Genomic DNA, 23679 nt, shown 5'->3' on the forward strand with positions numbered 1-23679 from the left:
ATACAATGAACAATAATAGATGATCCCTATTATAGTGATTTCATTGTCCCTTTTGGTAAAACTGATGTGATAAAGTCACGCTTGATCACAACTTCAGTAGTATCATTTAATTCTAGCGCTATGTAGCCATTTTCGTTGACTTTTGATACACGACCAATAAGTCCGCCATTGGTTAATACTTCATCGCCTTTGGAGATAGAAGCCATAAGATCGCGATGTGCCTTTGCGCGTTTTTGTTGTGGACGCATGATCATAAAATAGAAAAATAAACCAAACACAACTAACATAATTGGCATGAAAAAATCGCCACCGGGTTGGCTACCATCTGCGGCATAAGCATTAGAGATTAAAAAGTCCATACTGGTCCTCTTGATTAAAATAAATTTTTAAAGGTCAGAATTATAACATAATAAATAAATCTGTTATTAACTATTTCTTGTCAAAAAGCCTTAGGAAAACATATGCTTTAGGATAAAATGCTGGTTTTATTTATTTTAGTTAATATGACTCCACTATTGAATTAAAGGAAGCTGATACAGGCTCATTATGTGGTTAAATATTGAGCCATGCTAACTAAGTTAAATAACCATTTAGGGTAAATTCCGCAAAGCATCGTCAATAAGGCACATAATACGATGATTAATTCGCTTATTCTAATATTAGTCCATTTTAACTTAATCGAGGCTCCACTTAACATTTTTCCATTACAGTTAATTGGTTTTATATAAAGATTGATAATTAAGCGAGCATAAAAATAAAGTCCTAATGCACTACCAATCACTACAGCAGCAACTAACCACCATAATTCTGCTGTAACACCTAATAGCACCAGTAAAAATCGACCGACAAAACCTGCGGTTAATGGTGTACCAGCTAAAGATAAAAACCCAATCCCCATAGCTAGCGCAAGAATTGGTCTTCGCCAAAATAGACCTGAAAGATCGATCTCATTTTCATGATCTTGTAGTTCATCTGAATGGGAATCTAAGCTGATTGTGCCTAAAATACAGATATTAGCTAAAATATAGCCAATGAGATAAACGCCAATAGTTTCTAATGCAAGTACTTGATATTGCACAGCAATTAACGCTGTAAATAAATAGCCAAAATGTGCAATTGAGGAGTAAGCAAGTACTCGCTTTAAGCTACTTTGCATCAATGCCAATAGATTGCCCCATAAAATAGAACAAAAAGCCATAATAACTAAAATAATACGGATTGTTTCATTGTTCACAATCGGTGCCAATAAAAACAGCCTAGCAATGGCACAAAAAACTGCTACCTTTCCAACTGTTGATAATAATAAAGCAACAACCGTTGGTGCGCCTTGATAAACATCGGGTAGCCAAAGTTGGAATGGAACGAGAGATAATTTAAAACCAATACCAACTAACATCAAACAAACACCCATCAGTAATAATGTACTTGGGTAAGTCATCGTTGAGAGTTGATAACTTAGCCCACTGAATGTTAGCTCACCAGTAGTTGCATAATAAAATGCAATCCCTATCAATAAAAATACACTGGCAATAGCAGATAAAATCATGTATTTAACTGCTGCTTCTAATGAATGAGTCTGTGTATATTGATAGCCAATTAACCCTACAAATGGAATAGATAACAGTTCAATCCCAATAAAAAATGCAATGAGATGGCTTGCGTATAAGAGTGTTACTCCACCTAATGTCATGAAAAGTAGGATTAAATAAAATAGTCCGTGATGAATCTTTTCTTGCCGGAACCAACGATAAGCAAAACAGGCTACAGCAATAGATATCATTAAAATCAAACTGGTATAAAGCAACCCATAACCATCACAAGTAAAAAGTGCAGTGATATGGTGCGCTTTCCACTCATCTATTGAACTATTATCAGTGTTTGAATTAGCATCAATATTTGTCTTATCAATCTTACTGTTGTTGACGTTGTCATCAATGTTTTCATTTTGTTTGTCCACATCATCAGTAGACACAGTATCAATTGCTATCGTTTCTTCAGTTGATGGAGTTAGTTCTTTATTGGCGTCTGAAACTGATACCGATAATTGCATATTATCACTACTGATATCTGCAATAGCTTGTGCATTAAATGAAATTTTATAGCCAACTACCGCGGAACAAGCTAACGCACATGTTAATCCACAAATAGTTAAAATAGTACATCCTTTAGTGCTTATTTTAAAAACAAATAATGAAAATAACACAACAATGATGGCAATGCTTAGTACAAAAATAGACGATAAAGCTATCATAGATTATTACTCTCCCACTCGTTCTGTGGTTATGTATTGTTGTGTTTGATTCATGATAGAATAAGACATATCTAAAATCAGTTGTGGATACAAACCAATAAAAATAAGGACAATTAAGATGCTTGATAATAACAAAATATCTTTTTTACTAAGTAGATGTTTTGTGGAAGCCTCTTTATCTGCGGCGCCATAGAATATTGGCTGCATACGCACGATAAATGAAATAGACAATAATAATAAGCCAATTACTAGCAAAATGGTATAAAAAGAAAATGTGTTATAACTACCAAGTAACATCATATAATTACCAACAAAATTAGCTGTACCTGGAATACCTAACACAGCTAATATAAAATATAAAGTTAACGAAGATAGATAAGGCACTCGTCCTTTTAACCCAGTGAACTGGTTTATATTCCGAGTGGAATAACATTCAACCAATAACCCACTAATTATAAACATACCAACGATTGCTAAATTGATGGCTATCATCTGGATAACTACACCTTGATAAGCAATAATAGAACCGCTATAGATTATTGCAGTAACAAATCCCATTAAAGCGATATGAATATAAGCAACAAGTTTTTTAATATCGGTTTGATTGAATGCAAGCAATGCTGCATAAACAACAGTAGCCAGTGCACAAGCTAACATCAATGGCATAATCATGATTGAAGCATTAGGAAATAGTGGTATAACAAAACGTAATAAACCAAATGCTGCTGTATTGAGTAATAATCCACTAATCATCATTGAGCCAGTTGTTGAAGATTCAATATGGGCTTCAACAAGCCAACCATGAAAGGGAACAAAAGGAATGCGTACTATCAAAGCAGCTAAAAAGCCTAACATCAGTAAAAATTCAGTATGGCTTGATATTGGTGTTTTTATTAATTCCTGAGAATCAAATGTCCAATGACCTGTTAAGTTCCAGTTAATTAGTGCCAATGAAACGATTGAAATTAGCATCAGCAAACTGCTTAATTGGGTATAAATCAAAAATTTGCTTGCCCCATTAAAGCGCAATTGCGAGCTCGAATCTCGGCGCCCCCATAAGGAGATCAAAAAATAGACCGGTATTGCCACAGCTTCCCACAGAAAGAACATTAAAAATAAGTCAGTGGCGACAAACAACATCATAATGGTTGATGTCATAAATAATAGGCATAGGTAAAATAAACCAAGATTGTTTAAATTTTCTTTACTAGAATAAACAATAGTCAATAATACAATAAATAGTGTTGCGGTAATAACAACCATTGATAAGCCATCTAAAACAAGGTGAAAACGGATGCCTAGTAATGGGATCCACTCCAGATTAATTTCCTTTCCCCAGTTTGCGCCTTGCTTTAGTGTTTCAGCGGCATCTATCCATAATACGATCGCTATCGATAATGTAATACAAATTGTGGTAAATGCGACAATTATGGGTAATTTTGACCAACGCTTTTGTACGTTGATGGAAACTACCCCTCTTTGTAAACATGCATGGCATAACCAACCAACAAATCCGCCTATTACAGGTAAAAAAACAAGCCATAACAACATGAATGATTACACCTTTATTAAATGAAAATCAGTAACATTAATATAATAATACTGCCTATAACCATCGAAACCATATACCATCTAATTTGCCCATTTTCTAGGTCAACGATAAATGCGTTTATTTTTTTTATGCCCAACATTATCCAATTATCCCATAAAGCAATAGGATCTTTTTTTAATAATTTAGCTAGATAGATATAAGGTTTAACAAATAAGCAATTTAATAAATAATCATAACGCCAATCACTATTACACAAACGTAAAAATAATTTAATCATTGGTGTATTAAGTACTTCTCGCACTTCGCTATTAGGGCGCACATATAAAATGTAGGCAATAAGAAAGCTCAAACCTGTCACTGCGGCTAATAGTAGTTGAAAAGGCAATTGCCCATTAGTATCTAACTTGCCTAATGGAATAATGCCATGAATCGGTAACGGAAAATGAATAAATAAAGCGGTAGTAAATACCAATAAGATAAAAATTGGGCTATAGCTTATCCATTTAATTTTTGTAAAATCATACCATTTTTGTTTATGATAAAATACCATTGAAATTAAACGCCAAATGCCTAAGCTAGAAAATAAAATACCTATCAAACCAATCGTTCCAGATATTAATCTACCCTGCGCCATTACTCCCCAAATGATATCTCCTTTGATATAAAATGATGCCGAAATCCAAGGAATAGCACTGAGTGAAAGCATAATTAACAAAAATACAATATACAGCGTTGGAAAAGATTTAATTAAACCGCCTAATTTGTTTATATCACGCTCACCTTGGCATTTTTTAATTACAATAGATGAGGCTAAAATTAACAATGTGCTTGTTACGGAGTAATTAATTAAGCAATTCAAAGACAAATTCCAACTTTGTGTTGAAAAAGCATAAAAAAGGTAACTAATTTGCGCTAAATTGATATACGTGATAATTCGTTTAATATCGTACTGCACTAATGCAATAGTACTAGCAAATAATATCGTTAATGATGAAATCATCGATATAATAGCTAAAACATCGCTCGACATCATAAACAAATTACTTAATCTTAAAACTAAATATACCCCAGCTAAAATAACTGTTGATGACTGTAACAAAGCTACCGCAGGCATTGGCGCTAATGTTGTTTCGGCAAACCATGAATGCATGGGAAACAGTGCAGATTTACTCATTGCTCCAAGGAATAACATTAAAGTTATCCAGAATATAATGTCTGAATCAACCGCTAAATTATCATGTGCTTGCACCAAAACATCATGAATATTTAATGTGTTTAAAGTCTGATAAAGTAAAAATATACCAATGATTAAAAATATATCCGTTAAATGCATAACGATAAATGCTTTCACTGCAGCATAGCCATTACGCGCTTGTTGATAGTAAATACCAATAAGTAAGTAAGTACTTATGCTCACACCTTCCCAACCAATTAGCATAACAAATAAATTATCAACTAATATAATAGTTAACATGCTAGCAATTAATAAGTTACTGTAAGCATAAAAAGTATAAATATCCTTTCTTAACGTCAAATAACAAGCTGCAAAAAAATAGATCAAGAAACCAAAAAATGAGATTAGCACTAAAAAAGTTAGTGATAAACCATCTAGTGTCAAAGATAAAGGTATAACGAAATCACCAACAGAAATCCAATTCCATAATAGCCTAGTATAGATTAGCGTCATGTCGGGCACTGTATTTGAATAAAAATCAATACATGAAAATACCGTAATTAATGCAATGATGAGCATAGTACTGATGCCTATAATTATTACATTAATTGAGCGTATATGCCTCCCTAGGCAAATTAATCCAAAAAAAGAAAGCAAGGGAACAATGATAGTTAAATAAAGTAGATTCATCCTTTCATCTCACTCAGTGAGTCAATATTTAAGGTTTTTCGGCGGTAGAATAGTTTCATCATTAATGCTAGCCCAACACAAATCTCTGCTAGGGCTGTTATTACCGCGAGTATTGCAAGTACTTGTCCATCAGATTGTTGCCAATAACTACTTGCCGAAAACAACGCAACGATTGCACCATTATTCATAATCATCAGGCTAAGCAACAGAAAATAGAGATTGCGTCGAATCATTACCCCTAATAAGCCGATCACAAATAAAATAGAAGCAAAGATAAGACAATGCATAAGTGGGATCATATTATTTCTCCGACAACAGCCGATGCATAAAATGATAAGCAATCACAGCTGCACCTAATAATAAAAATATAGCTAATTCAGCCATTAAAATGTATGCATATACAGACATTTCATGCATTAATTCATGAGACTCTTTCAGCTCCGAATAGTTGGCCGTTACTACACCATAAATAAGCGCGACTAACAAAATAAAAGCTAAAATTAATGGCCCTAACCAAATTTTTGGGCTAATGCCTTGTTTTTTTGTTTCTATATTATCAACACGAATTGCCAAAATTGAAGCGACAACATAAAAAAGAGCCGTTGTTCCACCAATAAACAATAATATATATATAACAGCAGAAAAATAGGTATTAAGTAGAATAAATATCGACGCTGAAGCAAACAGCGAAATAATAAGGTACAAAATTGCCTTATCAACTCGCAAGCTACTAATCACTTTTATACTAGCAATAACAGCAATAATCGACGCGATATAAAAAACAGCGATCATCTAATTATCCAATACATATTCATAATATTGTTAGTATATACCCAAATGATATTAATATACAGTTTGCAACACTGTGTTCACTGAAAAATAAACCAGCTAAATACTATTTAGACGAACATTTCAAAATTAAAGAAATATTTTTACTTATTAATATTTTGAAGTAAATATAATTAAAACAATTAAAAACAATAAAAACCATAAAATTTTATTATTTAAATTCAAAGCAACATTGTTATAAAGTATATATCTTAAGCAAGTTAACCAACAATTATACCGATGTCATTAAACTGCCATTTTTTTCATGCATTTTAAAGGATCTTAGGCATAATAAAATCAAAAACGAGAAAATCATGAATAACCAATACTCCTCAATGCGAAGTAATGTCAATATGCTGGGTACTTTACTAGGCAATGCGATTAAACGTGCCACAGGCAATGAAACATTCGATTTAGTCGAAAAAATAAGACAATTATCAAAATCAGCTCAACAAGGAAACGTTCAAGCACATAATGAGCTACTCAAATTAATTGAAAATCTGAATGATGATGATCTATTGCATGTTGCACGCGCATTTAACCAATTTTTGAACTTAGTTAACACTGCTGCTGAGTATTATGGTATTTCACCGCATGGGGAAGCTTCTAGTAGCCCTAAAAAAATGACTGAATTATTTAGTACTCTAAAAAAACTTAATTTTTCAAATGAAACCATTACCAAAGCAATTAATGATTTATCAATTGAATTAGTATTAACCGCTCATCCAACTGAAATCAATCGTAGAACCATGATAAACACCTATACCGCAATTAATAGCTGTTTATCTCAGCTTGATCATGATGATTTAGCTGATTATGAGATAGAACGGATTATGCGACGCTTGAAACAGTTAGTTTGCCAAGCTTGGTATACCGATGAAATCCGAAAAAAACGCCCAAGCCCAATCGATGAAGCTAAATGGGGATTTTCTGTCATTGAAGATAGTTTATGGCAAGGCGTGCCTTTATTCTTACGTGAACTTAATGACCAGTTGGTTGATACTTTTGATGAACAACTCTCCGTTGAACATGTTCCCATAAAATTTACTTCATGGATGGGCGGTGATCGTGACGGAAATCCAAATGTGACAGCAAAAGTGACAGAAAAAGTAATGTTACAAGCTAGATTAAAGTCAATTGAATTATTTTTATCTGATATTCAAATACTTGTCCGTGAACTTTCAATGACAGAATGTAGCCAATCTGTTATCGATCTATTAGATGAAAAGAACAAAACCGTTTCTGAGCCCTATCGAGCCGTAATGAAACAGTTACGCACTCGTTTAATAAAAACTCACAATTATATTGAAGCTTTACTGAATAATGAACAAGTACTACCACCTAGAGATATTTTAATTAAAAACGAACAGTTATGGGCGCCACTTTATACCTGTTATGAATCATTAATTGATAATGGCATGTCAACAATTGCCCATGGTCCATTACTTGATACTTTACGGCGGATAAAAAGCTTTGGTTTACAGTTGGTTAGATTAGATATTCGCCAAGATAGTTCCGTACATATTCAGGCACTTGATGCGTTGACCCAAGAACTGAATTTAGGTAGCTATGCAAAATGGTCAGAGGAAGAAAAACAAGTATTTTTATTAACAGAGTTGCAATCTAACCGACCATTACTACCTTATAACTGGCAACCAGATGAAACGGTTCAAGAAGTATTAGATACTTGTCGAGTTATCAAAAAAGCAGGCGAAGAATCAATTGCTTCTTACGTAATATCAATGGCTAAGGCGCCTTCAGATATTTTAGCTGTTTACTTATTATTGAAAATCGTTGATTGTCAAAAGTATATCCCTGTTGCGCCATTATTTGAAACATTAGAAGACTTAAATAACGCTAAATCGGTTATGCAAAAGCTGCTGGATATACCTTGGTATCGTGACAAAATCCAAGGTAAGCAAATGGTGATGATAGGTTATTCTGATTCGGCTAAAGATGCAGGTACACTTGCCGCATCTTGGGCACAGTATCGATCGCAAGAAGAATTAGTTAGCTTATTTGAAACATATAATATTAATTTAGTATTATTCCATGGTCGAGGTGGCTCAATTGGTCGTGGTGGTGCGCCTGCTCATGCAGCTCTACTTTCTCAACCACCTGGATCGTTAAAAAGTGGGCTTAGAGTTACCGAACAAGGTGAAATGATTCGTTTTAAACTTGGTTTACCAGAAGTTGCTCTCAGTAGCCTAATGCTTTATACCTCAGCGATTTTACAAGCCAATTTATTGCCCCCACCAGCACCAAAACAAGCATGGCGCCATATTATGGATGAAATGTCGGAACTTTCCTGTAATTGCTATCGCAGTTATGTACGCGAACGAGCTGATTTTGTTGATTATTTTAGAGCGGTAACGCCAGAGGTTGAATTAGGCAGATTACCACTAGGCTCCAGACCACAAAAACGTCGAACGGGAGGGGGGATTGAAAGCTTACGTGCTATTCCATGGATTTTTGCCTGGACACAAAACCGATTAATGCTACCATCTTGGCTTGGAGCCGGTAACGCACTGAGATCTGTCATCGAGGAGGGAAAAAAAGAGCTTCTTAAAGAAATGTATCACAAGTGGCCTTTTTTTAATGCTCGATTAGGCATGCTTGAAATGGTTTACGCCAAATCGGCGCCTGATATCCACGAATATTATGAGCAACGTTTGGTCGATCCTGCTTTATGGCTACTAGGCGAAGAATTAAGAAATTTGTTAACCCAAGATATCAATACTGTGCTAACGATCACCGATGATGTTAGTTTAATGGCTGATTTGCCTTGGATCGCACAATCTGTAGCCTTGCGTAATACCTATATTGAGCCATTAAACTTATTACAAGTAGAGTTATTAAGCCGTTCACGGAAACACTGCGGCGATGACAATATTATAGTAGAACAAGGGCTCATGATCACCATTTCTGGCATTGCAGCTGGTATGCGAAATTCTGGATAAAGCAAAAATACAGCACTTTTATTTTTTAGGTAATAAGTGTTCTAAATAGGTTTTAGCGTCTTGGTCTCCTTGTTCGCTAGCTTTAGTAAACCAATAAATGGCACGATCGTTATCTTGATCTGTGCCTTTACCTTCTAGATATTTAATGCCTAAATTATATTGTGCATCAACACTGCCTTGCTCTGCCGCTTTTAGATACCACTCAACGGCTTTCTTATCGTCTTTAGAAACACCACCACCTACATCATACATTACACCAATATTATATTGAGCATCAGCATTGCCAGCTTCGGCAGCTTTAGTAAACCAATATGCTGCTTGCGTATTATCAGGTTTAGCTCCGGTACCTGTTGCGTACATAATAGCTAAATTATACATAGCAAGTACGTGCCCCCGTTCTGCTGCTTGTGTATAAAAATAACTAGCAGCCATATAATCTTGGGTTAAACCATCTCCTTTTTCTGACATTAGTCCTAAATAATATTGCGCTTCTGGCATATTTTCTTTAGCTGCTTTACTAAACCAATCAGCCGCAATCATACGATCTTCTTTTATGCCATCACCAAAAAAATACATAATTCCAAGATTTAAATAAGCGTCATAAATCCCGCTATCACCTGCTTGTGTAAAATAATCAATTGCGGTCAATGTGTTTTTTTCAACACCTTCACCTTGTTGATACATTAAAGCTAAATTGTATTTAGCCAATGCATAATTTTGATCTGCTGCTAATTTGAAATATTTAACGGCTTCATTGAAATCGCGATTAGTACCCAAGCCACTTTGATACATTAATGCTAGATTATTTTGTGCTTTAGCTAGCCCCTGTTCTGCTGCTTTTTTATACCAGAAAAAAGCACGAACATCACTAACTTCAACGCCCAAGCCTTGTTTATAAACACTTCCTAACGAATATTGTGCTTCTGCATTACCTTTTTCTGCAGATAAACGCAAAGCGGGAAGCAATAAATCTGATTCTTTAAGCTTTAATTGAGTATCATCTGGCTGTGCCTTATAACTGGTGGCCTGTACACAATAAGAAATGGATAATAACAATACAAATAATAGCTTGATTTTTTTCATTTTTTCTAATTTTTATGAGGTTACCTATAATTATACATAAATGCATCTAAAAGGAATAGTTTTTGTTTAAGACTTATTTGGGTTATTTTATTTATACTATTTTTAAAATAAAACATTATTAATCAATAAAGTTGAATCATCATGCCACATAAGGTCGATAACAAAAAATTTGATTAAGATTGAACAACGATATCAATATTATTGCCATCTTTAAAAAGAAAATTATTTAGCGCATTATTTTTATCTTCAATATACTGTTTATTCATTTATAGGAATAAATTCTTTAATGCGCATTTTGTCTTTTGCAATTCTATTCTTCTGTATCACACCTAATGAGTTTTTTAACTTTACCATAATAAAAAATGCGATAACGATAATACTATAAACCAAGTTCATTCCAGATTTCGTCAATTCGAGCAATAACTTTAGGATCTTTTTTAATGATTTTACCCCACTCTCGATTTGTTTCACCAGACCATTTATTCGTGGCATCCAATCCCATTTTAGAGCCTAATCCAGAAACTGGTGAAGCAAAGTCTAAGTAATCGATCGGTGTATTATCGATAAAAGTCGTATCACGCTGTGGATCCATGCGAGTAGAAATCGCCCACATCACATCTTTCCAGTCTCGGGCATTAATGTCATCATCACAGACAATCACAAATTTAGTGTACATAAATTGTCGCAGATAAGACCACACTCCCATCATGATTCTTTTAGCATGGCCAGGATATTGTTTTTTAATTGTCACAATCGCAATACGATATGAACATCCTTCAGGCGGTAGATAAAAATCAACAATTTCAGGAAACTGTTTTTGTAAAATTGGAATAAAGACTTCATTTAACGCCAGTCCCATTATCGCCGGCTCATCTGGTGGCCTGCCTGTATAAGTTGAATGATAAATGGCGTCTTTACGGTGAGTTAAATGCGTCACCGTAAAGACAGCAAATTGTTCTACCTCATTATAATAACCCGTGTGATCGCCATAGGGCCCTTCTGATGCTAGCTCATTAGGATCAATATAACCTTCAAGAATTATCTCGGCACTGGCAGGAACGTCTAAATCACTTGATAACGATTTGACGACCTCTGTTCGACTACCGCGCAATAATCCTGAAAAAGCATATTCGGGTAACGTGTCTGGCACTGGTGTCACTGCACCTAAAATAGTTGCGGGATCAGCACCAATAGCGACACTAACAGGAAATCTCTCGTTAGGATGCGCTTGTTGCCACTCAGCAAAATCAAGTGCACCGCCACGATGTGAAAGCCAGCGCATAATTAATTTATTTTTACCTAATAATTGCAAACGGTAAATTCCCACATTTTGCCGTTCTTTATAAGGACCTTTGGTAATAGTTAATCCCCAAGACAGCAATGGTGCCACATCATCAGGCCAACAATGCATAATAGGTAAACGGGTCAAATCCACATCATCATCTTTAAAAACCATCTCTTGGCATGGCGCCGATGAACGACGTTTAACAGGCATATTTAGTACTTGTTTATATTTAGGCAAGACATTAAAAAATTGCCGTATCCCTTTTGGTGGATCGGGCTCACGCAAAAATGCCAATAGCTCACCAATTTCACGCAAAGCTGAAGTATCTTTGCGCCCCATTCCCATCGCAACACGTTTAGCTGTGCCAAACAAATTACATAAAACAGGCATATCATAACCAATTGGGTTTTCGAATAATAAAGCTGGGCCTTCACTACGTAAAACGCGATCAGCAATTTCGGTCATTTCAAGATAAGGGTTAACAGGGAACGAAATCCGCTTTAACTCACCGTGTTGCTCAAGATAATCTAAAAAATCCCGAAAATTTGAAAAATTCATTTATTATGACTCTCTATTACTAACTAACCTTGAGTTAACTAAACCCAGAATATTTTTAATCCTTAATACTCACTTATTTATCAGTCTAACTACATAACCTAACTATATAGCCTAACTACGGCAAAACCTTCCTATATATAGGCGTTTGTTTATCTTGATTACATTCAATAATTTTAGATGATAAAGCGTCAAATTGTTTTTCATCGATATCAATAAATTGATTCTGATCAACTTGGTAAAGGAGATATTGTTCAAATTTATCATCAAATAAAAAAGAAGCGATCCAATCATTGCGATCATCGTGATTTTCATTAGCAAATATCTTAATAATAATATATTCGTGTTTTTCTGATTGATCATGTAATTTATAATCAATGATTTTTTTAGCGATTTTATCATCATCATCATTAAAAATAACATGATCATTTTGATTAGGTTGACATTTTTTTATGTCTATATCTGCATGGCTAGTTGATACAAAAAAGTATAAAAAGGATAACACAATAGCATATAGATTCGATTTCATTTCCTACCTCTTAATTCGATTCAATCAAACGATGAATGTTACCGATAGCTTCACTGTTATTGGGAGATAAAGTAAGATTGGCGGCATCATCAATCTTAAGCCATTGATAAGCTAAATGTTCGGTAAGTATTGGCGTTATCTCGTCAATAAGAGGAAGATAAAACCAATGTTCTTTATTTACCGTAACATCTGGCGCATATCGATGCCTGAATTGTGGAAAAATTTCAAATTCAACGATATGCTCTACATCAATTAGCTCAAGATTTTGACCAAGAATATCAATACCTGTTTCTTCTAAAACTTCACGAATTGCTGTTTCTTGTGGCGATTCATGAGCCTCCATACTACCTGTTACTGATTGCCAAAAATGAGGATCATCTTGGCGTTGTAACATAAGGCAACGTTTTGTTGTCTGGCAGAAAATGACTACCAGAACAGATTCAGGATTTTTAAATTTTTGCATCAAATATGACTATTTTTTACTTACTTCAATACCCAGTTCAGTCAAAGCTGCTGCATTTGCTGGGCTTGGCGCATCGGTAAGTAAACAAGTTGCCGCAGTTGTTTTAGGAAATGCTATCACATCGCGAATATTATCCGTTCCGGCTAATAACATACTTAACCTATCTAAACCGAAGGCTAATCCTGCATGTGGTGGCGTACCGTATTTCAATGCATCAAGTAAAAACCCAAATTTCTCACGTTGATCATGTTCGTTAATACCTAAAATTGAAAAAACGGCTTGTTGCATTTCACTACGGTGAATACGGACAGATCCCCCTCCAACTTCATAACCATTAATGACCATATCATAGGCATTAGCAACCGCATTCTCAGGATTTTTAATAAGATCTTCTGGTGAATAATCTTTTGGTGACGTAAATGGATGATGCATCGCACTTAACCCTTCATCGGTTTCTTCAAACATCGGGAAATCAACCACCCAAAGTACAGCCCATTTATTTTCATCGGTTAACGCTAAATCTTTACCGACTTTCAAACGTAATGCCCCTAGTGCATCGCTCACCACTTTATAGCTATCAGCACCAAATAATAAAATATCACCATCTTTAGCATTGGCACGATTAAGTAATGCTTCCATTTGCGATTCATTAAAGAATTTTGCCACAGGGCTTTGTACACCATCTAACCCCTTACTACGTTCATTAATCTTAATCCATGCCATACCTTTAGCACCATAAACCGAAATGAATTGTGTATATTCATCAAGTTGTTTACGTGTTAATTGCGCACCATTTGGTACACAAAGTAAAGCTACACGCCCTTTAGGATCATTAGCTGGTGTTGAAAACACTTTAAAATCGACATCTTTAACCAAATCAGCCACATCAATAATTTCAAGGGGATTACGTAAATCGGGTTTATCACTACCATAACGACGCATTGCTTCAGCAAAAGTCATAATAGGGAACTTTCCTAAATCCACATTTTTTACATGCAACCAAAGTTCACGGATCATCTGTTCCATAACATCACGCACTTGTTCTGCTGTCATAAACGATGTTTCAACGTCAATTTGGGTAAATTCAGGTTGACGATCGGCACGTAAGTCTTCATCACGAAAACATTTTACAATTTGATAATATCGATCAAATCCTGACATCATTAATAATTGCTTAAATAGTTGTGGTGATTGCGGTAGTGCGTAAAACTCACCTTTATGAATTCTGCTTGGCACCAAATAATCACGAGCGCCTTCAGGTGTTGCTTTAGTCAACATCGGTGTTTCGATATCTAAAAAGCCATGTTCATTCATAAATGAGCGAACAAAAGCGGTAATTTTTGCCCGAGTTTTAAAAATCGTTGCCATTTCAGGGCGACGCAAATCAATATAACGATATTTTAAACGTTGTTCTTCGCTGTTGTTTTGATTGAAATCAAGCGGTAAAACATCACTACGGTTAAATATAGTCAACTCGGTGGCTAAAATTTCAACCTCACCTGTCGCCATATCTTTATTAATTTGCCCTTCTGGTCTTGCTCTTACCTTGCCTTTAATTTGGATACAAAATTCATTACGTAACTCGCCAGCTAATTGATAGGCTTGTTGATAATCAGGATCAAAAAAAACTTGCACAATTCCTTCACGATCACGCATATCAATAAAAATCATTCCACCTAAATCACGGCGTTTATTGACCCATCCACATAATGTGACGTCTTGATTAATATAATTTGCGTTTAGTTGTCCGCAATAAATTGTTCTCATTAAATATATCCTGTGTGCAATTGTCAAAAATAGCAATTATTATAGAGCAATTTATCAGGGGATAAAGCCTATGTTTTAAAATAATCACTATTTAATTTATTTATACTCGGTTGATGATAATAATTTTACTTTATAGGTAATTTTACAAATTATTTTAAATTCAATAGGATAACAAAATTAAATTCCTTTTTTCTTGATGAAATCGGAAAATGATTCATTTAAAACTTGTCATATCAAATATTTATTACTAAGCTTTAGTATGATTTAGATATTATTAACTTGATATGAAAGCTTTAATTTCAATTGACTACACTAATGACTTCATTGCTGACGATGGTGCGTTAACTACTGGTTCTGTGGGTCAACAAATTGAGCCCGAAATATTAAATATAACTGAATCATTTATTAAAAATAATCAGTTTGTCGTTTTTGCTATTGATGCCCATGAACCTTCAGATACATATCATCCTGAAAATTCACTCTTCCCACCTCATAATATTGTCGGAACAGTTGGACAACAATTATTCGGTAATTTACAGCAAATCTATCAAAAACAGCGAAATTCAACCAATATTTATTGGATCAACAAACGCCACTACTCAGCATTTTGTGGCACAGATCTCGATCTTCGCTTACGCGAAAGACATATAACTGAAATTCATTTAATTGGTGTTTGTACTGATATTTGCATTTTACACACGGCTGTTGATGCTTATAACTTAGGTTATAAAATAGTTATTCATAAAAACGCCGTCGCAAGCTTTGATCCTATCGGCCATCAATGGGCTTTAAAGCATTTTCAAAATACCTTAGGGGCGACCCTAGTATAAAATAGATAAAAATAAAAAAGGAGCAGGAATGGAAATTTTAAAAGACTACAAAGTGCATTTACTCGCAATGATAGTCGTTTTATTCTGTGAGTTTATTGGCAAACAATCTATTTGGATTATCACATTATACCCCATGTTATATGCCATGATTATTGGCGGCATAATCAGCCTACCCAAATTTAAAATATTAAATCTAAAAAATATGAATCATGCTAGCGCCATCATGATGGTAACGTTAATGCTACTTATCGCCAAACTGGGGCTTTCTGTGGGACCAAAAATAGAAATGATTCTAGAAGATGCAAAATCGGCATTAATCTTTCAAGAGTTAGGTCATTTTGCTGGCACCATTTTACTTGGTTTACCACTAGCAATGATGCTAGGTATGAAACGCGAAGCAGTTGGAGCAACCTACTCTGTTGCCCGTGAACCCAATATCGCAATTGTTGCCGATAAATACGGATTGGACTCTGCCGAAGGTCGAGGTGTTATGGCAATGTATATTTGTGGCACACTTTATGGTGCTATATGGATGAGTATACTAGCCAGTGTGATGGCAAAATTAGATATTCTCCACCCTTACGCCTTAGCCATGGGCGCAGGCGTTGGAAGTGGTAGTATGATGGCTGCATCACTGGCACCAATAAGTGATCTTTATCCAGAAATAAGTGAAGATATTAAAGCCTATGCCACGACAGCGAACTTAATGTCTAGCATTGTTGGTATTTATATTTATACATTATTTTCATTACCTTTTGCCTCTTTCTTGTATAACACTTTTAGCCGTTTACGTCGTAATCGTCATAAAGAAGGAGCACTATAATGAAGTTTTTAGAAACAGTTTTTTTATTGATCTTAGTTGCCATTATTATGGCAGCCGGTAATACTGTTGGCTATAAAATTGACTTTATGCAGTCAATAGAAGCATTATCAATTTTAGTTGCCATATCAATTGTTGGATATATTATTAGCAAGATTCCTTTATGCAACAAACTGCCTGTCATATTATGGGTATCGGTCGTTGCAGCAACCGCTTCATCACCTATTTTCCCTTTTCATGAGCAGATTGTTTCAATTACTGACAAGGTTTCTTTATTGGCTGTTTGTACTCCGGTACTTGCTTATGCAGGGCTTGCTATTGGCAAAGATTTAGCATTATTTAAAAATATCTCGTGGCGAATCATTCCGGTTTCTTTAGCGGTGTTTTCAGGTACCTTTATTTTTGCAGCAATCATTGCGCAAATCACCTTACATTGGGAAGGTGTTATCTAATTTGGATTAGGATTTAATTTATGACAAAAGAAGAACTTAAAAAGAAGGTTTGTATTGCTATTGCAAATCGTAAGGCCGATATCAAGGCGGTCGCCGAATCAATTTGGGCAGAGCCTGAACTTGGTTACAAAGAACACAAGACGGCCAAAAAAGTTGAAGAAAGCTTTGAAAAACTGGGCGTACCATTTAAAAATAAATTAGCAATAACGGGAGTAAAAGGCCGCTTAAAAGGGGGCAAAGGCAGTAAGTATAGCATTGCTGTTATAGGGGAGCTTGATGCCATTATTTGCGCTGATCATCCTGCTGCTGATGAAATATCTGGCGCGGCACACTGCTGTGGTCATAATGCTCAAATTGCCAATATGATGGCTGTGACCATGGGGCTAATAGATTCTGGCGCCATGCAATTTTTAGCGGGGGATGTGGTACCTTTTGCGGTTCCAGCTGAAGAATATGTTGAAATCACATATCGTAATCGCCTTATTGAGGAAGGTAAAATCAAATATATTGGCGGTAAACCAGAGCTAATCTCGCGCGGTGAATTTGATGATATCGATATGGCACTACAAATACACTTAACTAGCGTACCCAATGACCGCCAAGATGGTTTTATTGAAATATCAACAACCAGTAATGGTTTTATCGGCAAACTGATTAAATATAAAGGCGAAGCGTCGCACGCAGCAGCAGCGCCACATGCTGGAGTAAATGCCTTAAATGCCGCTATGATGGGAATGATGGGCGTACATGCCATACGCGAAACCTTTCAAGAAAAAGACTATATTCGATTTCACCCCATCATTACTCAAGGTGGCGACTTAGTCAATGTGGTACCAAGTGATGTAAGAATGGAAAGCTATGTACGGGCAGGCAATGTTCCAGCTATGATCGACGCTAATGAACGAATTAATCGCGCCTTAAAAGCTGGTGCAATGGCTGTTGGTGCAACCTGTGAAATTAAAGATTTGCCTGGTTATCTACCATTAAATAATAATCCAACACTTAACGAGCTTTTAAAACATAATGCTGAAGCATTAATTGGTGAAGAAAATGTTTCTATTGCCCCTCATATGACAGGAAGCACGGATACAGGCGATCTATCCCACATTATGCCAGTTAGCCACCCGTGGATTGGTTCAGTTAGAGGTGTGCTACATGGTAAAGATTACACCGTATTTGATGAAGAGATGGCTTATATTCGTCCTGCACAGATGATGGCTTGTACCATTATCGATTTACTTTATGATGATGCTAAACCAGCACAAAAACTAATATCAGAGTATAAACCATTAATGACTAAGGACGAATATTTAAAATTCTTATCTAGCTTTGATAAATAATCTTAATTACTCTTGGCACTTTGTTGTGCCAAGTTTCTGCTATAATTATAATATAGTTTTCAACACTAACAACACAAATACCATATGCAACAGCTTACCAATCAAGAGTTATTTCGTTATGACCGGCAAATAACCCTACGAGGCTTTGATATTGATAAGCAACAAATCTTAAAAAATAGCTCAGCACTTATTATTGGTTTAGGCGGTTTAGGTTGTGCTGCTTCACTTTATTTAACGGCTGCTGGTGTTGGTAAATTAACCTTAGCTGATTTTGATACCGTATCAAAATCTAACTTAAATCGACAGATTTTATATACTGACAAATCGATTAATCAATACAAAGTAGAAGTAGCTCAACAAACATTACACAAGCTCAATACAAATATTATTATTGATACAGTAAATCAAAAGCTCGATGATAACCATTTAATTTCACTAATAAAACAACATGATATTGTCATTGACTGTACAGATAATTTAATTACCCGCCAGCAAATTAATCGTTGCTGTTTTCAAATAAAAAAACCGCTAGTTTCTGGCGCTGCGATCCGTATGGAGGGATTATTAAGCGTATTTACTTATCAGCCTAATGAACCTTGTTATCACTGTTTGAGCCGTTTATTTGGTAAAGATCAGTTAACTTGTATTGAAACTGGCGTCATGGCACCGCTGGTTGGCATGTTCGGCTCAATGCAAGCCTTAGAAGCGATAAAAGTACTAACCCAATATGGAAAACCATTAATTGGACGTGTATTAATGATTGATACCATGACTATGGAATTTAACCAAATTAAACTCACCAAACAACTAAATTGTCGTATTTGTGGCAATGATAAAACCAACTAGGTTTCCCCAATGAAAATTAAACGAATAATTTTAGCCCCCATGGAAGGCGTACTTGATTATCAAGTAAGGCAACTTTTAACCAATATCAACCAATTTGATTATTGTGTGACGGAATTTATCAGAGTGACACATCACAAATTATCTAATCGGACTTTTTACCGCCTATGCCCCGAACTTTACAATAATGGTAAAACTAAATCAGGCACGCCAGTTCGCATCCAAATTCTTGGGCAATCACCAGAATGGATGGCTGAAAATGCCGTTAAAGCCATTGAGTTAGGCTCTTATGGAATAGATATCAATTTTGGTTGCCCCGCCAAAACGGTGGTTGGCAGTCACGGAGGCGCTTATTTATTACAATATCCCGAACAGATATTTAATATTGTCAGCCAAGTCAGGCAAACAATAGGGGCAACAAATCAATTATCAGTCAAAATTCGCTTAGGGTGGGATAATAAATCACATTGCAACGAAATCGCCAGCGCCATTGAACTTGCCGGTGCCAATGAAATTGCTATTCATGGCAGAACCAAAGAAGATGGTTATAAAGCCGAAAAAATAGATTGGCAAACAATAGGCCAAATCAAGCAACAGCTAAATATTCCTGTTATTGCCAATGGTGAAATTTTCTCTATTGAGGATGCAAAAAATTGCATAAATCAAAGCCAAACTAACGATATTATGCTAGGCCGTGGTATTTTAACGATTCCGAACTTAGCCAATATGATTAGAACTGAACAATCAGCATTCAGTTGGCAACAAGTGATGGAAATATTAATCCTTTATGCGACATCCTCCATTGATGACGTTAAACCACTTTATCATTCTGCACGCATCAAACAGTGGCTTACTTACTTAAAACAGCACTATGCTCAAGCAGCAGACGTCCTACAAAATATTAGAACACTCAAATCACAGCAAGAAATCTGTGATTTCTTAACGTAGAACCGCCCAAATAACTTCCTTAGATAATAACAAAATAGCAATTGATGTTCATTTATTATAACGATGTAGGGGGATAGGGGAGTATAAAAATCGGTCAGAAAAGCCATTGATTTTATTGAAGTTTTTAATAAGCCATTTCATTAAAAAACCTCAATAAATCAATACTTTTTTGTGATTACAATTGATTGGGGGCAGTGGTTTCGGACGTATTAGCTTTGTTGAACAAAATAAACTTCGAATTTAAACCATAACAAACGTACTCTCAATAAAGCGCCCCAACTACGCTAGGGCGCTGTTCTTTAATAAATTATCCTCTGTTTGCACCATCTCCCTCTCCATGACCTAAGGGTTAAGGGCTAAGAAATAAAAGCTAAGGTGTGGTGCAATAAATGTAATCGCGGTGCGACCCATCATCGAGGAAGACAGTACCGCGACCGACACTAAAGATGACACCGTTATCTGTAACGTCGCTTGTCCAGGTTGAACTTCTGAAGCTCATCTCGTAGTTCATTTCATCGAAATAAAGTTCTACGTTGTCCCACTCCGTGAAAAATCCTGCGCCTATATAACTCGTGTGATACCGTGTATTTGACGACGGCGTGGCACCATCTATGCCATCATAACATGGAAACCGATCATCTGAACCACACTTCGCGTTAGTTAACTCCTTGAGCTTTGGCGCACGATAACCCAAACGACCACACCAAGATATTTGGTTAGACCAATAATCCCATTTATCACCCCGATGGACAAACCACTGCCTCAACACAAATCCATACTTCACCTCATTCCCACTACTATCTCTACCCACCAACTCAAATGTCTGTGGCAAAGATGGTATGGTTAAAGGGCTAGGATTATCTGACTGCATTTGAGCATCACTTGCCCTAGGTCCCGTTAAAGTTACTCGCGTTACATAACTGGATCTATCTTCATCATGAATCCACGCATCTTCTTCGCCGCCTTGTTTTGGCAGTCTCCAACTCACCGTAGCTGTTATCCCTCCACGCGAGACTGAAGACCATGTCAACTGACTCGCATCAACCCCAGCTATGAGTAAATCAAAATACAAACGATCCCCCCCCCGTTGTTGGAAAATTAAGGCCATAAGATGACGAACTTGTTGACTGAACTAAAAATCCCTTATCAGGAACCATGCCAGAGGGTTCGAAGGAGGAAGAATGAGTACTCGGCCTGACAAAACAAATACGAGGACCACTATACGGAGTAATATAATACGTCACTGTTTGACTACTAAAATTTCTTGTATTAGGTAACCCGTACTTTGTTTGTAAATCCCCTCCTGTACTACTTAATGTCATCTTATAAGGCGCCTTACAAATATCTAATGCATCACTACGACTTACAGTATTATTATCCGCATCAGTAAAACTCACCGATACACTCCCCATCGCAGTAACACCATTAGTACCCTGACCATCCCCATCGTCATCTCCCCAATTACCTTGAGTAATTAAGTCATTTAAACTGACTGTATTTACCGATAATGGCACCACCATGTGTATATCATTAAAAGTAGCTCCATTAACTAGCTGTATCGGATTTTTCGAACTTGATGTGTTAGTTGATGGCTTGAGGGTTGTACCATCCGGCAACTCAATAGCTAATAGATTATCTGTCGAAGTCACCTTAGTTCGCCCATCATCAAACGTTAAATACGGTGCCTTACCCTCAATTTCCCTTGATGTATGCGCCGTTAATGCCTGAGAACCCTGCGTATATGACAATAAAAGCAGTGGCGCAAAAAACAGCGAGAACTTAGTTAATTTAAATAATTTATGTGATTTAGGTAACCTAAATAAATTAGATAGGTTAAAGAAGAAAAATGAAAAAGGTAAAAAACGCAACCTCCACAAAAAAAACACCGATATATCCGACAACTTTATTAAGCGTGATGATTTCGATAACTTCGGTGATAAAAATAAGAAATGAGTCTGATTTTGACTATAGTGAAAATAAAAAAGATTTTGGGCGTAGATTTGGCAGACCATAGCCCAGTCATGATAACGTATTCCGATTATCCTATCAATTAATTTTATGTTATCATTTAATTTTTAAAAATCACTCAATTAATGAGTATTCCTTTGCTTTAAAGCACTTGAATCATAACCTATTGATTAATAGTACGCTACTTTTTTGTTGAAGAAATACAGCAATTATCGAAAATATCATCATTATGTAAATCAATAGCATTATATTTTATTAACCATATGAACATTAGCGTAATGAAGAACAAGCAACAACACGCCAAAAACCCATAATGTATCTACAAATTTATTTTGATAAAAATAAATTGAAGTATCAAAATCTAGTGACCAAAATACGTCTAAAAAAGTTTGGTAATGGTATTGCAAAAATGCGAAATACATCGAAAAAAACAACTCAATAAAAATAAACTACACCATCAATAATGGGGAGAGTAAAAAAGACACTTTATTCATCTTATTTGCTTATTAATTTTTACTTAAACGTTCCTGTTACCTAAAATTTTTAACAAAATTTTAATTATTGATTGTTGTTAATCAATTCGTTTAATAAAGTGTTTAATCTTAAATCCCATAGCAATCAATGATGCAAAATAAACAACGATGCCAACAATTACCAATAAAAATAATCGCCCTATACGAACCCACATTGAACCCGTTGACCAATCAGGTAATAGCTGTGAGCCAGACCATAACACTGTGGACATTAATATTACGGCAATAATGACTTTAATTAAAAAGAGATACCAACCAGGTTGGGGTTGATAAAGTTGTTTTTTACGCAGTTGCCAATACAATAATCCAGCATTAAAGCAAGCGGCTAAACCAATGGATAGTGAAAGGCCTGCATGCTGTAATGGCCCAATAAAAACAAGATTCATTAGCTGTGTTAAAATTAACGTAACAATTGCAATTTTGACGGGAGTTTTAATATCCTGACGCGAATAAAATGCGGGTGCTAACACTTTAATTAAAATCAATCCAAGTAGACCGATAGAATAAGCCACTAAGGCTCGCTGTGTCATTAAGGTATCATTTAGGGTAAATTGCCCATACTCAAATAATGTTGATATAAGAGGACGAGAAATAACGCCTAATGCCACGGTACTTGGCAAAGCCAGTAAAAAACAAAGTCGCAATCCCCAATCTAATACCTCAGAATATTGCTTATGATCACCTTTAGAAAAACTTTTCGCTAACGAGGGTAATAAAATCGTACCTAATGCTACGCCAAGCACGCCAGCAGGAAATTCCATTAAGCGGTCTGCATAATACATCCATGAGACCGATCCTGAAACTAGAA

At 35.7% G+C, this 23679-nt stretch carries 21 protein-coding genes; 7 read left to right on the top strand and 14 right to left on the bottom strand.

Annotated elements, in window-relative coordinates:
* Positions 1–29: 29 nt before the first annotated feature.
* The 6 genes from yajC to A9G28_RS06565 form a co-directional block, all read right to left on the bottom strand.
* A complete protein-coding gene (yajC, locus tag A9G28_RS06540) occupies positions 30–359 on the bottom strand; it encodes a preprotein translocase subunit YajC (protein ID WP_065566193.1) in 330 nt (109 codons plus the stop codon).
* Positions 360–544: 185 nt separating this feature from the next.
* Positions 545–2251 (bottom strand): NADH-quinone oxidoreductase subunit N, encoded by a 1707-nt coding sequence (locus A9G28_RS06545; protein ID WP_065580135.1) that lies wholly within the window; start codon positions 2249–2251, stop codon positions 545–547.
* Positions 2252–2257: 6 nt separating this feature from the next.
* Positions 2258–3802, bottom strand: a complete 1545-nt coding sequence (locus A9G28_RS06550; RefSeq protein WP_065566191.1) for a complex I subunit 4 family protein — start codon at positions 3800–3802, stop codon at positions 2258–2260.
* A gap of 17 nt (positions 3803–3819) precedes the next feature.
* A complete protein-coding gene (locus A9G28_RS06555; protein WP_065566190.1) occupies positions 3820–5556 on the bottom strand; it encodes an NADH-quinone oxidoreductase subunit 5 family protein in 1737 nt (578 codons plus the stop codon).
* 107 nt (positions 5557–5663) lie between these two features.
* Entirely contained in the window at positions 5664–5966 is a 303-nt protein-coding gene (nuoK, locus tag A9G28_RS06560; RefSeq protein ID WP_065580136.1) for an NADH-quinone oxidoreductase subunit NuoK, read from the bottom strand.
* Position 5967: 1 nt separating this feature from the next.
* A complete protein-coding gene (locus A9G28_RS06565) occupies positions 5968–6459 on the bottom strand; it encodes an NADH-quinone oxidoreductase subunit J (protein WP_065566188.1) in 492 nt (163 codons plus the stop codon).
* Positions 6460–6809: 350 nt separating this feature from the next.
* On the opposite strand from A9G28_RS06565, the gene ppc reads away from it, so the two are divergent.
* Positions 6810–9455 carry a phosphoenolpyruvate carboxylase gene (gene ppc, locus A9G28_RS06570; protein ID WP_065580137.1) on the top strand — a complete coding sequence of 882 codons (2646 nt, stop codon included), beginning with the start codon at positions 6810–6812 and terminating at the stop codon, positions 9453–9455.
* Between the two features lie 18 nt (positions 9456–9473).
* Here ppc and A9G28_RS06575 read toward each other — a convergent pair whose 3' ends face one another.
* The 5 genes from A9G28_RS06575 to aspS all read right to left on the bottom strand — a co-directional run bounded on the left by A9G28_RS06575 (position 9474) and on the right by aspS (position 15137).
* Complete coding sequence (locus A9G28_RS06575; RefSeq protein ID WP_065566186.1) at positions 9474–10538, bottom strand: SEL1-like repeat protein; 1065 nt, start codon at positions 10536–10538, stop codon at positions 9474–9476.
* Positions 10539–10917: 379 nt separating this feature from the next.
* Positions 10918–12381 (bottom strand): 4-hydroxy-3-polyprenylbenzoate decarboxylase, encoded by a 1464-nt coding sequence (gene ubiD / locus A9G28_RS06580; protein ID WP_065580138.1) that lies wholly within the window; start codon positions 12379–12381, stop codon positions 10918–10920.
* Between the two features lie 115 nt (positions 12382–12496).
* Positions 12497–12907: a hypothetical protein gene (locus tag A9G28_RS06585; protein ID WP_065566184.1), complete on the bottom strand. Its 411-nt coding sequence runs from the start codon at positions 12905–12907 to the stop codon at positions 12497–12499.
* A 10-nt stretch (positions 12908–12917) separates the two neighbouring features.
* On the bottom strand, positions 12918–13370 hold the full coding sequence (gene nudB / locus A9G28_RS06590) for a dihydroneopterin triphosphate diphosphatase (protein ID WP_065580139.1): 453 nt from the start codon (positions 13368–13370) through the stop codon (positions 12918–12920).
* A 9-nt stretch (positions 13371–13379) separates the two neighbouring features.
* Positions 13380–15137 (bottom strand): aspartate--tRNA ligase, encoded by a 1758-nt coding sequence (gene aspS / locus A9G28_RS06595; protein WP_065580140.1) that lies wholly within the window; start codon positions 15135–15137, stop codon positions 13380–13382.
* 284 nt (positions 15138–15421) lie between these two features.
* Here aspS and A9G28_RS06600 point away from each other — a divergent pair, with 284 nt between their 5' ends.
* From A9G28_RS06600 to dusC, 6 genes are all read left to right on the top strand, one after another.
* A complete protein-coding gene (locus A9G28_RS06600; RefSeq protein ID WP_065580141.1) occupies positions 15422–15967 on the top strand; it encodes a cysteine hydrolase family protein in 546 nt (181 codons plus the stop codon).
* Between the two features lie 28 nt (positions 15968–15995).
* Entirely contained in the window at positions 15996–16790 is a 795-nt protein-coding gene (locus A9G28_RS06605) for a DUF3100 domain-containing protein (RefSeq protein WP_065566180.1), read from the top strand.
* Positions 16790–17239: a hypothetical protein gene (locus tag A9G28_RS06610; protein WP_065580142.1), complete on the top strand. Its 450-nt coding sequence runs from the start codon at positions 16790–16792 to the stop codon at positions 17237–17239. Before A9G28_RS06605 ends, A9G28_RS06610 begins: the two co-directional genes overlap by 1 nt.
* Before the next feature lie 20 nt (positions 17240–17259).
* A complete protein-coding gene (locus tag A9G28_RS06615) occupies positions 17260–18579 on the top strand; it encodes an amidohydrolase (RefSeq protein WP_065580143.1) in 1320 nt (439 codons plus the stop codon).
* An 84-nt stretch (positions 18580–18663) separates the two neighbouring features.
* Positions 18664–19425 carry a molybdopterin-synthase adenylyltransferase MoeB gene (locus A9G28_RS06620; protein WP_065580144.1) on the top strand — a complete coding sequence of 254 codons (762 nt, stop codon included), beginning with the start codon at positions 18664–18666 and terminating at the stop codon, positions 19423–19425.
* A gap of 9 nt (positions 19426–19434) precedes the next feature.
* Positions 19435–20370 carry a tRNA dihydrouridine(16) synthase DusC gene (gene dusC, locus A9G28_RS06625; protein WP_065580145.1) on the top strand — a complete coding sequence of 312 codons (936 nt, stop codon included), beginning with the start codon at positions 19435–19437 and terminating at the stop codon, positions 20368–20370.
* Positions 20371–20740: 370 nt separating this feature from the next.
* On the opposite strand, the gene A9G28_RS06630 is transcribed toward dusC, so the two are convergent.
* From A9G28_RS06630 to murJ, 3 genes are all read right to left on the bottom strand, one after another.
* Entirely contained in the window at positions 20741–21442 is a 702-nt protein-coding gene (locus A9G28_RS06630; protein WP_065580146.1) for a hypothetical protein, read from the bottom strand.
* On the bottom strand, positions 21432–22118 hold the full coding sequence (locus A9G28_RS06635) for a hypothetical protein (protein ID WP_141674700.1): 687 nt from the start codon (positions 22116–22118) through the stop codon (positions 21432–21434). Before A9G28_RS06635 ends, A9G28_RS06630 begins: the two co-directional genes overlap by 11 nt.
* Before the next feature lie 791 nt (positions 22119–22909).
* Positions 22910–23679, bottom strand: a 770-nt coding sequence (gene murJ / locus A9G28_RS06640; RefSeq protein ID WP_176702100.1) for a murein biosynthesis integral membrane protein MurJ, incomplete at its 5' end; no start/stop codon positions are given.

Source organism: Gilliamella sp. Fer1-1 (genome assembly GCF_001690825.1).
Taxonomy (GTDB): Bacteria; Pseudomonadota; Gammaproteobacteria; order Enterobacterales; family Orbaceae; genus Gilliamella; species Gilliamella apicola_C.

Bases quoted from the DNA above. Each gene is read 5' to 3' on its own strand.
- yajC (WP_065566193.1), bottom strand. From the start codon at position 359: ATGGACTTTTTAATCTCTAATGCTTATGCCGCAGATGGTAGCCAACCC.
- A9G28_RS06545 (WP_065580135.1), bottom strand. From the start codon at position 2,251: ATGATAGCTTTATCGTCTATTTTTGTACTAAGCATTGCCATCATTGTT.
- A9G28_RS06550 (WP_065566191.1), bottom strand. From the start codon at position 3,802: ATGTTGTTATGGCTTGTTTTTTTACCTGTAATAGGCGGATTTGTTGGT.
- A9G28_RS06555 (WP_065566190.1), bottom strand. From the start codon at position 5,556: ATGCTCATCATTGCATTAATTACGGTATTTTCATGTATTGATTTTTAT.
- nuoK (WP_065580136.1), bottom strand. From the start codon at position 5,966: ATGATCCCACTTATGCATTGTCTTATCTTTGCTTCTATTTTATTTGTG.
- A9G28_RS06565 (WP_065566188.1), bottom strand. From the start codon at position 6,459: ATGATCGCTGTTTTTTATATCGCGTCGATTATTGCTGTTATTGCTAGT.
- ppc (WP_065580137.1), top strand. From the start codon at position 6,810: ATGAATAACCAATACTCCTCAATGCGAAGTAATGTCAATATGCTGGGT.
- A9G28_RS06575 (WP_065566186.1), bottom strand. From the start codon at position 10,538: ATGAAAAAAATCAAGCTATTATTTGTATTGTTATTATCCATTTCTTAT.
- ubiD (WP_065580138.1), bottom strand. From the start codon at position 12,381: ATGAATTTTTCAAATTTTCGGGATTTTTTAGATTATCTTGAGCAACAC.
- A9G28_RS06585 (WP_065566184.1), bottom strand. From the start codon at position 12,907: ATGAAATCGAATCTATATGCTATTGTGTTATCCTTTTTATACTTTTTT.
- nudB (WP_065580139.1), bottom strand. From the start codon at position 13,370: ATGCAAAAATTTAAAAATCCTGAATCTGTTCTGGTAGTCATTTTCTGC.
- aspS (WP_065580140.1), bottom strand. From the start codon at position 15,137: ATGAGAACAATTTATTGCGGACAACTAAACGCAAATTATATTAATCAA.
- A9G28_RS06600 (WP_065580141.1), top strand. From the start codon at position 15,422: ATGAAAGCTTTAATTTCAATTGACTACACTAATGACTTCATTGCTGAC.
- A9G28_RS06605 (WP_065566180.1), top strand. From the start codon at position 15,996: ATGGAAATTTTAAAAGACTACAAAGTGCATTTACTCGCAATGATAGTC.
- A9G28_RS06610 (WP_065580142.1), top strand. From the start codon at position 16,790: ATGAAGTTTTTAGAAACAGTTTTTTTATTGATCTTAGTTGCCATTATT.
- A9G28_RS06615 (WP_065580143.1), top strand. From the start codon at position 17,260: ATGACAAAAGAAGAACTTAAAAAGAAGGTTTGTATTGCTATTGCAAAT.
- A9G28_RS06620 (WP_065580144.1), top strand. From the start codon at position 18,664: ATGCAACAGCTTACCAATCAAGAGTTATTTCGTTATGACCGGCAAATA.
- dusC (WP_065580145.1), top strand. From the start codon at position 19,435: ATGAAAATTAAACGAATAATTTTAGCCCCCATGGAAGGCGTACTTGAT.